This is a genomic window from Blastococcus sp. CCUG 61487, assembly GCF_005222955.1.
Lineage (GTDB): Bacteria > Actinomycetota > Actinomycetes > Mycobacteriales > Geodermatophilaceae > Blastococcus.
Window position 1 is genome coordinate 1 of sequence record NZ_LWUA01000159.1, and the last position, 393, is coordinate 393.

Here is a 393-nt window from a genome sequence, read left to right on the forward strand (position 1 = left end):
AGCCGGGCCTTTGCCGAACGACGCCTTCAGCAGCGCTGGATAGCGCGCGGCCTGGAAGCCGCCGCGGGCGGCGTAGAAGCCGAGCATCGCGATCCACAGCCCCGTATTGCCGAAGCCGCGCAGCGCAAACCAGATCGCGAGGAACACGGCCAGCGCCGCCACCATGAGGTTGCGCATGTCGCGGGCCCAGGTGGCGCCGATATAGACGCCGTCGAACGCGAAGGCGAACACCGACAGCAGCGGCGAGGCCACCACATAGGGCAGATAGTCGCGCGCGGCGCTGCGCACGGCTGGACTCGCCGTCATCACGTCGATCAGCGCCGGTCCGAACAGCGCCAGCACCACGGCGACAACGAGCGCGAAGCCGAAGCCCCAGGCGAGCACCAGGCGGGT

General features: G+C 69.7%; 1 protein-coding gene. It reads right to left on the minus strand.

All coding sequences use genetic code 11. From position 1 onward, the window contains the following. Positions 1-393, minus strand: a 393-nt coding sequence (locus tag A6V29_RS09315; protein WP_212719170.1) for an MATE family efflux transporter, incomplete at both ends; no start/stop codon positions are given.